The sequence below is a fragment of the Aeromonas sp. ZOR0001 genome, from assembly GCF_000801015.1.
GTDB lineage: Bacteria > Pseudomonadota > Gammaproteobacteria > Enterobacterales > Aeromonadaceae > Aeromonas > Aeromonas veronii.
Genome location: NZ_JRJY01000104.1, coordinates 6588 through 14112, shown reverse-complemented (window position 1 = coordinate 14112; position 7525 = coordinate 6588). Strand labels below are relative to the sequence as shown.

Here is a 7525-nt window from a genome sequence, read left to right as displayed (position 1 = left end):
TGACCGGCTTCGAGCGCCGCTATCCGGCCGAGCTCTCCGGCGGTCAGCGCCAGCGGGTGGCGCTGGCCCGGGCGCTGGTGGTGCAGCCGCGGATCCTGCTGCTGGACGAGCCGCTCTCGGCGCTGGATGCCCGCATCCGCCGCAGCCTGCGCCAGCAGATCCGCGAGATCCAGCAGCGGCTCGAACTCACCACCATCTTCGTGACCCACGATCAGGAGGAAGCGCTTACCATGTCGGATCGGATCTTCCTGATGAACAAGGGATCCATCGTCCAGAGCGGTACACCGGAGGAGATCTATACCCGTCCCGCCAGCGAGTTTGTGGCGGGCTTTATCGGCAACTACAACCTGCTTGGCGCAGAGCAGGGCAAGTCGCTGTTCGGCCCCCGTTTTCAGGGCAAGCTGGCGCTGCGGCCTGAGTCCATCACCCTGCTGCCCGCCGGGGCGACCAGCAGCGAACCCAGCCTGCCCGGCATCGTTCGCCAGCAACAGCTGCTCGGCAACGTCATCCGCTATCAGGTGGAGTGCGAGGCGGGGCTGTTGACGGTGGATTGCCTCAACCGCTCGGCTGGCGATCTGCTGGCCACCGGCAGTGCCGTGACCCTGGCGGTGGCCCGGGATCAACTCTGTGAGGTAGCATGAGGCCGCATTTCATTTCCATTTTCACTGCGAGGAGCGCCCATGGCACTGGCACTGTTTGATCTGGACGAGACCCTGATTGCCGGGGATTCCGCCAGCCTCTGGCTGGAGTACATGGTGGCCGAGGAGCTGGCCCCCGCCAGCATGATCGCGGAGGAGCAGGCCATGATGTCCCTCTACCATCAGGGCAAGATGGATATGCACCAGTACATGGCCTTCACCCTGCAACCGCTGGCGGGCAAGACGCGCCAGTGGCTCGACTCGCTCTCTACCCGCTTTGCCGAGCAGGTGCTGCGCGAGCGCCTCTACCCCGAGGGGTTGGCGCGTATCGAATGGCATCGGGAGCGGGGCGACGATCTGGTGCTCATCTCCGCCTCCGGCGAGCATCTGGTGGCCCCCATGGCGAAGATGCTGGGGATGGATCACTGCGTCGCCATTTTGCTCGATGAGGAGGAGGGGATGCTGACCGGCCAGACCCGCGGCACTCTCAGCTTTCGCGAGGGCAAGGTGGCCCGCATCAACCAGCTCTTTGCCGGCAGGGACCACCTCTGGCAGTGGAGCTTTGGCTACAGCGACTCCCACAACGATCTGCCCATGCTGCGGGCGGTGAGCCATCCCCATGCGGTCAATCCGGCCCCCGCGCTGCGTCAGCAGGCCGAGGAGCTGGGCTGGCCGGTGTGGGAGTGGCAGCGCTGAGTCGCGCGCCACACTGGCTTAACGTGCGGCAAGAAGCACGAAAAACAAAGCAAAGAGAGAGGCTGGAGCCTCTCTCTTTGCTTTGTTTTTGCGGACAGCGTTGTGGTTGATGCTGGCGGCGGTGGCTACCCCTCGTTGGTTTGTTGCTGGGTCTCGCCAAAGGCGGGAACGCCCTCCTCGGCACTCTGGTGAGGGGTATGGCGCAGTGGGAAGCAGATACGGTTTTTCCCCTCCCGCTTGGCTTGATAGACCCCCTTGTCGGCCAGCTCCACCAGCTCTTTGGCCGAGAGCCCGGAGCGGCTGAAAGCCACCCCGCCGCTGATGGTGATGGTGAGATCGGGTTCGCGCCACTCCAGCTGCTCCACCCCGAGCCGGAACGCTTCCAGCAGGGAGGGAAGCATCGGCTGCTCTTCGCCGTAACGGAAGATGAGCACCAGCTCCTCGCCGCCATAGCGGCAGAACCAGCCCCACTCGTGGAACAGATTCATGCCCAGCTTGCTTACCCGCTTGAGCACCACATCCCCCGCCTGATGGCCGTGGGTATCGTTGACCCGTTTGAAATCATCCAGATCGAACATCACCACCCCGAAGGGGGCGCCACTGTTGAGCTGCTTCTGCAGGCACTCGTCGAAGAAGCGGCGGTTGTAGAGACCGGTGAGTTTGTCCTGATTGGCTTGCTGGCGGATCTGGGCAAAGTCCTGACTGGCGGCATCCATCTCTTCATAGACCTTGGCCAGCTCCAGCATGCGGCTGCCATGATAGGCAGTCCCGCCAGAGCGGCTGGTGCGGATCAGCAGGGTAATCTCCCCCAGCATGCGGCGGAAGTAGCGGGCCCAAAGCAGGGCTAGCAGCAGATAGAAAAAGCAGGCAACGGCAATCATCAGCTGCACGTTGATGGAGACGCTGTCGATCACCTGTTGCATGCTGGCAGTCGGCTCGACGCTGAGCAGGATCCAGCGCTGCTCGGGGATGCGGTAGTAGGAGACCATCAGGCCGCTGGCATCATCGAGGAAAAAGCCCTGCGGCTGTTGCATCCGGGCCAGCCAGTCGGGGTGGGCGAGGGGTTTGAATACCCGTTCGCGATCCGGATGGGCCAGCACCAGCCCGTCATGGTTGAGCAGGAGCTGATAGCCATTACCCAGATGGTGACTCTGAGCATGCCGACTGTTTAGCCAGCTGGCGAGGGGGGTGAGCTGGGTATCCAGCGAGAGTACGCCAACCCGCTTGCCGTCAGGATCTTTAATTACCCGGGCCAGCGCCATGGTGAGAGTGCCCAAGGTGTAGTCGTAATAAGGATCAGTCCAGACAATCTGTCCGGGATGGCTGGCGGCCAGCAGATACCAGGGGCGGGTTCTGGGATCGAACTTCTCGTCGGCCTGCCAGGATGGGTGGATCAGCATCTTGCGATGCTCGGTGCCCACGTAGACGTAATCGAGCTCCATCACCTTGTGATAGGCCTGCCACTGTTGCAGGTAGCGCTCGCCGTTGCGGATCTCCGGACCGCTGAAATCCCGATAATTTACCTGCTGATAAATGAGCGTAAACTGGCGTTTGAGGGTCGCCAGATAGGGTTCTATCAGGGTATGGAAATACTGGGTGTTGCGAGCAATCAGATATTGTTGCTGCTCGTGGCGCAGGGTGCGCTCCATATGCAGGTAGTAGATGCTGCCGAGCAGCAACACAGGGATAAAGAGCAAGAGGAAGCCCAGCCGCATGCGGGTGATCAAAGACCAAGTGTTCTTGGGCTTGGCGGGGGACATGAACAGATCCTTTTCGTCTCGGGTGACACCAGCATATATGATGCTGTGCGGCTCGTCTAAAGGCAGAAAATGAGATGTTTCCGATGCTGAACCACACTCTGCTCTCAATGATTCATTATGGCAGCATAGCGGTGCTGATCCTTGCCCTCTGTGTCGAGTATCTGATCTTTCGGCGCGGCCTGAACATGCTGCGAGTGCGCCGCCTGCTGCTGGCAGATGGGGTGGCGGCGCTGGCGCTCTTCTCCATCTTTGCGACCGGGTGTCTGCTGGCCCTCGAGCATGCCAGCTCGGTGGCAGAGATCTTTGCCCATCCTTCCCACGGCCTCAAGATGGGGCTGTTTCTGCTGATTGTCGGCTCCCTCGTTTATCCCAGCCGCCTCTTCTATCGCTGGCGTCGCGCCCTGCGTCTGGGCAAGGCGCCGATGATCTCCATCCAGCAGCACTTCCGGGTGGTGTGGATCCTGCGGGGCAATCTGCTACTGATTGCCCTGTTGGCCGTGTTCACCAAGTCCTCGCTGCTGTAACACTCGCGGTGCTCAAAAGCAGTGCAAGGCAGAGCGTTGAGAGCGAGAGCGAAGACAAAGAGTGGAGACAAGAGGATAGGGAGGCGGGTATCTTGGATCAGATAACCCGTCACGCGCCGATTTAAGGAAGAATCGCCATGCGCTCCAATCTGATGTTGCTGATGGCTGCCACCATCTGGGGTATGGGCTTTGTCGCCCAGCGCCTCGGGATGGAGCACATGGGGCCCTATACCTTCAATGGCCTGCGCTTTCTGCTCGGCGCCCTCTCCCTGCTGCCGCTGCTCTGGTGGCTCAAATCCCGACAACCTGTTGCCGTCGCGGGTGACCATCGCCAGCTGCTGATCGGTGGTGTGCTGGCCGGGCTGGTGCTGTTCTGTGCCGCCTCCCTGCAGCAGGTGGGGCTGCTCTATACCACTGCCGCCAAGGCCGGTTTTATCACCGGGCTCTACATCATTCTGGTGCCGGTACTGGGGCTGCTGCTGCGCCACAAGAGCGGCCTCAATACCTGGATTGGTGCCCTGATTGCTCTGACGGGACTCTATGTGTTGAGCGTCACCGACGAGTTCACCATCGGCTTTGGCGATCTGTTGCAGGTAGTTGGTGCCCTGTTCTGGGCTGTGCATCTGCTGCTGGTGGATCACTACTCCAACCGGGTTGCCCCCATCAAGCTCGCTGGAGTGCAGTTCGTAGTCTGCGGCCTGCTCAGCCTCGCCACTGCTTTTGTTATCGAAACCCCGACTGTGGCTGGTGCCGTGGCCGGTTGGCAGGCGCTGCTCTACGCCGGGCTGGTATCGGTCGGGGTGGGTTATACCCTGCAGGTGGTGGGGCAGCGGGGTGCCCATCCGGCCCACGCCGCCATCATCCTCAGTCTGGAGACCGTCTTCGCCGCCGTGGGGGGCGTGTTGCTGCTGGGTGAGACGCTGGATGAGCGCGCCATTGCCGGTTGCGCCCTGATGTTGGCGGGGATGCTTATCTCCCAGATCCGCTTGAGATGGTGGTGGAAGTCGCGCCGGGACAAGGTGCCCGCGACCAAGTAAACCGCGCTCGCTGCATAACAAAAACGCCCCGACTGTCGGGGCGTTTTGCATGATGGTTGTTCGGTCAGGGGCGCTGATCCAGCTCGCGCTCCAGCTCTACCGCCTTCTGACGGGCCGGATGGGTATTGAGGCGCTGCCAGTAGGCTTGCAGATGCGGGAAGTGGGCTAGCTGGCCGCTTTGCGCCAGCAGATCCACCAGGAAGGAGTTCATGATGTCGGCGCCGGAGAGGCGATCCCCCACCAGATAGTGGCGATTCGCCAGTACCTCATTGAGGTAGCCCAGCACCTTGGCACACTCCGCCTTGGCGTAGTCCGGCAGGAAGCGCATCGGGCTGCCATCCTTGCGCACGAACATGTCGAGCAGCAGCGGCAGGATGCCGGAGCTCTCGGCAAAGTGGAGCCACTGCAGGTATTCGGGATAGTCGGGGCTATCTGGTGCCGGTGCCAGCCGATCGGCGGCGTAGCGGGCGATCAGGTACTCGGTGATGGCGCCCGATTCCGCCAGCACCCGGCCGTCGAACTCGATGACTGGCGACTTGCCGAGAGGGTGGATGGCCTTGAGCTCGGGCGGCGCCAGAAAGGTGGCGGCATCGCGCTGATACGCCTTGATCTCATAGGGCTGGCCCAGCTCTTCGAGCAGCCAGATGATGCGTTGGGAGCGGGATTTGTTCAGGTGATGCAGGACTATCATAACGACCTCGATTCGGTGGCTGGATGGGGTATACGAGCGGGTGAGGAGGGCGGTTCACTGGCAGTAAAAAAAGAGCGGGCTGATGCCCGCTCGCTCAACGCCCGACTTAGGCCTCCAGCGCCTGATCCAGATCCGCCAGAATGTCCTCGATCGCCTCGATCCCCACCGACAGCCGGATCATCTCCGGTTTCACCCCGGCCTTGGCCTGCTCCTCCTCGCTCAACTGGCGATGTGTGGTGGAGGCCGGGTGGCAGGCCAGCGACTTGGCGTCGCCGATATTGACCAGCCGCTTGAAGATCTTCAGCGCATCGTAGAAACGCACGCTCGCCTCGTAGCCATCCTTCAGACCGAACGAGAGGATGGCCGAGGGGCGACCGGCCATGTACTTCTCCGCCAGCAGATAGTGGGGATGACCCGGCAGACCGGCATAGCTGACCCAGGCCACTTTGGGGTGATGCTTGAGGTGATGGGCGACCCGCAGGGCGTTGTCGACGTGGCGCTCCATGCGCAGGCTCAGGGTCTCCAGCCCCTGCAGCAGCAGGAAGGCGTTCATCGGCGCCAGCGCCGCGCCGGTATTGCGCAGCGGCACGGTACGCACCCGCCCGATAAAGGCAGCGGGGCCAAAGGCCTCGGTGTAGACCACCCCGTGGTATGAGGGCTCGGGTTTGGTGAGCTGTGGGAAGCGCTCGGCGTGATCCGCCCAGGGGAACTTGCCCGAGTCGACGATGACGCCACCCAGCGAGTTGCCGTGGCCGCCGACATATTTGGTCAGGCTGTGGACCACGATGTCGGCGCCGTGTTCGATGGGCTTGCACAGCACCGGGGTGGCGACCGTGTTGTCGACGATGAGCGGCACGCCACGGGCGTGGGCTGCCTTGGCCAGCGCGGCCAGATCGACGATGTTGCCCGCCGGATTGCCGATGCTCTCGCAGTAGACCGCCTTGGTCTTGTCGTCGATCAGGGCGGCGATGGCTTCGGCGCTGTCATCCTTGGCAAAGCGCACCTCAACCCCGAAACTCGGCAGCATGTGGGCGAACAGGGTGTAGGTGCCGCCATAGAGCTGGGGCGTGGAGACGATGTTGTCACCGGCGGCGGTCAGCGCCTGAATGGCGTAGGTGATGGCGGCGGAACCTGCCGAGACCACCAGCGCGGCGATCCCCCCTTCCAGCGCGGCCATCCGCTGCTCCAGCACATCGTTGGTGGGGTTCATGATGCGGGTGTAGATATTGCCCGGCACCGCCAGATTGAACAGATCCGCCCCGTGCTGGGCGCTCTCGAACTCGTAGGCCACCGTCTGGTAGATGGGCACGGCGACGGCCTTGGTGGTGGGGTCGTTGGAAAAGCCGTGGTGCAGGGCCAGGGTCGCATCTTTCATCACACACTCCTTGTTGGATGTTGCTTGTCGCAGTTATAGATGGATAGACGTCCAATCTATCAGGCCCGTGGCCGATGTAAACAGCAAGATCCGGCAAAGCAATGTCGCCTGCAGGGGATGCGTGTCCCGAGTGGTTGGCATGGCCCGCACTCAGAGACGACGGCGATACTCCTTGTCATCGATCTGGTTTATATCCCACTGCATCAGGCGGTTGAGCTGCTGCATGGGATCCTCGATGAGCGGCAAGGGGCGCGGCAGGATCCGCTTGAAGTAACGGCGCAAGGTCTGCTGGATCCGGTTCGGTTTGAGGGGGTTGGCGTGGCTCATGATGGTGCTCCTCTGCTGTGGTTCTCACGTTCATCAGCAGTATTGAGCTAAAATGCGGAAGTAAAAACTGATGACTTACAGCAACAGGATTTCCTCTTTTATGCCAACCGGTCGCCTCTACCAGCAATTTCAACGACTTGCCCAGCTGCTTGGCAGCGATGAGCGGGAGATCAGCCTCGCCGAGGTGGCGGATCTGCTCTGCTGCACCCCGCGCAACGCCCGCCTGCTGCTGCGGCGGATGCAGGATCAGGGCTGGCTCAGCTGGTCGGCGGAAGCGGGGCGGGGGCGGCGCTCCCGGCTCACCCTGCTCGACAGTCAGGAGAGCCTGACCCGGCGCCGCTTGCGGGATCTGCTCAGTCAGGGCCAGCTGGCGCAGGCGGTACGGCTGGCCGAAGATCGCCTCGATCTGCTCACTCCGTTGCTGATCGAACAGCTCGGTCAGGCCACCCGCGAGGGGCGCCAGATCCTGCGGGTGCC

9 protein-coding genes are annotated in these 7525 nt (G+C 62.3%); 5 read left to right on the top strand and 4 right to left on the bottom strand.

All coding sequences use genetic code 11. From position 1 onward, the window contains the following. Together L972_RS13445 and L972_RS13440 are read left to right on the top strand one after the other, a co-directional pair. The coding region (locus tag L972_RS13445) for an ABC transporter ATP-binding protein (RefSeq protein ID WP_047438808.1) at nt 1–641 on the top strand (641 nt) is incomplete at its 5' end. A gap of 39 nt (nt 642–680) precedes the next feature. Continuing rightward, a complete protein-coding gene (locus tag L972_RS13440) occupies nt 681–1334 on the top strand; it encodes an HAD family hydrolase (RefSeq protein ID WP_047438806.1) in 654 nt (217 codons plus the stop codon). 125 nt (nt 1335–1459) lie between these two features. Here L972_RS13440 and L972_RS13435 read toward each other — a convergent pair whose 3' ends face one another. Continuing rightward, the gene (locus L972_RS13435) at nt 1460–3094 is read right to left on the bottom strand and encodes a sensor domain-containing diguanylate cyclase (protein WP_047438804.1); all 1635 of its coding nucleotides are present in this window, start codon (nt 3092–3094) and stop codon (nt 1460–1462) included. Nucleotides 3095–3177: 83 nt separating this feature from the next. On the opposite strand from L972_RS13435, the gene L972_RS13430 reads away from it, so the two are divergent. Continuing rightward, complete coding sequence (locus L972_RS13430) at nt 3178–3618, top strand: DUF2214 family protein (protein ID WP_047438803.1); 441 nt, start codon at nt 3178–3180, stop codon at nt 3616–3618. Between the two features lie 137 nt (nt 3619–3755). Continuing rightward, complete coding sequence (locus tag L972_RS13425) at nt 3756–4655, top strand: DMT family transporter (RefSeq protein WP_047438801.1); 900 nt, start codon at nt 3756–3758, stop codon at nt 4653–4655. 64 nt (nt 4656–4719) lie between these two features. Here L972_RS13425 and L972_RS13420 read toward each other — a convergent pair whose 3' ends face one another. The 3 genes from L972_RS13420 to L972_RS21455 form a co-directional block, all read right to left on the bottom strand. Next, a complete protein-coding gene (locus L972_RS13420) occupies nt 4720–5346 on the bottom strand; it encodes a glutathione S-transferase family protein (protein ID WP_047438799.1) in 627 nt (208 codons plus the stop codon). 106 nt (nt 5347–5452) lie between these two features. Then, nucleotides 5453–6721 (bottom strand): O-acetylhomoserine aminocarboxypropyltransferase/cysteine synthase family protein, encoded by a 1269-nt coding sequence (locus tag L972_RS13415; protein WP_047438797.1) that lies wholly within the window; start codon nt 6719–6721, stop codon nt 5453–5455. 150 nt (nt 6722–6871) lie between these two features. Next, nucleotides 6872–7048 (bottom strand): glucose uptake inhibitor SgrT, encoded by a 177-nt coding sequence (locus L972_RS21455; RefSeq protein WP_139714680.1) that lies wholly within the window; start codon nt 7046–7048, stop codon nt 6872–6874. Nucleotides 7049–7148: 100 nt separating this feature from the next. On the opposite strand from L972_RS21455, the gene L972_RS20970 reads away from it, so the two are divergent. Further along, nucleotides 7149–7525: SgrR family transcriptional regulator (locus tag L972_RS20970; protein ID WP_047438812.1), on the top strand; the 377-nt coding region annotated here is incomplete at its 3' end.

What these genes read in the sequence shown, in the direction of transcription:
- L972_RS13440 (WP_047438806.1), top strand. Translation starts at nt 681, where the DNA reads ATGGCACTGGCACTGTTTGATCTGGACGAGACCCTGATTGCCGGGGAT.
- L972_RS13435 (WP_047438804.1), bottom strand. Translation starts at nt 3,094, where the DNA reads ATGTCCCCCGCCAAGCCCAAGAACACTTGGTCTTTGATCACCCGCATG.
- L972_RS13430 (WP_047438803.1), top strand. Translation starts at nt 3,178, where the DNA reads ATGCTGAACCACACTCTGCTCTCAATGATTCATTATGGCAGCATAGCG.
- L972_RS13425 (WP_047438801.1), top strand. Translation starts at nt 3,756, where the DNA reads ATGCGCTCCAATCTGATGTTGCTGATGGCTGCCACCATCTGGGGTATG.
- L972_RS13420 (WP_047438799.1), bottom strand. Translation starts at nt 5,346, where the DNA reads ATGATAGTCCTGCATCACCTGAACAAATCCCGCTCCCAACGCATCATC.
- L972_RS13415 (WP_047438797.1), bottom strand. Translation starts at nt 6,721, where the DNA reads ATGAAAGATGCGACCCTGGCCCTGCACCACGGCTTTTCCAACGACCCC.
- L972_RS21455 (WP_139714680.1), bottom strand. Translation starts at nt 7,048, where the DNA reads ATGAGCCACGCCAACCCCCTCAAACCGAACCGGATCCAGCAGACCTTG.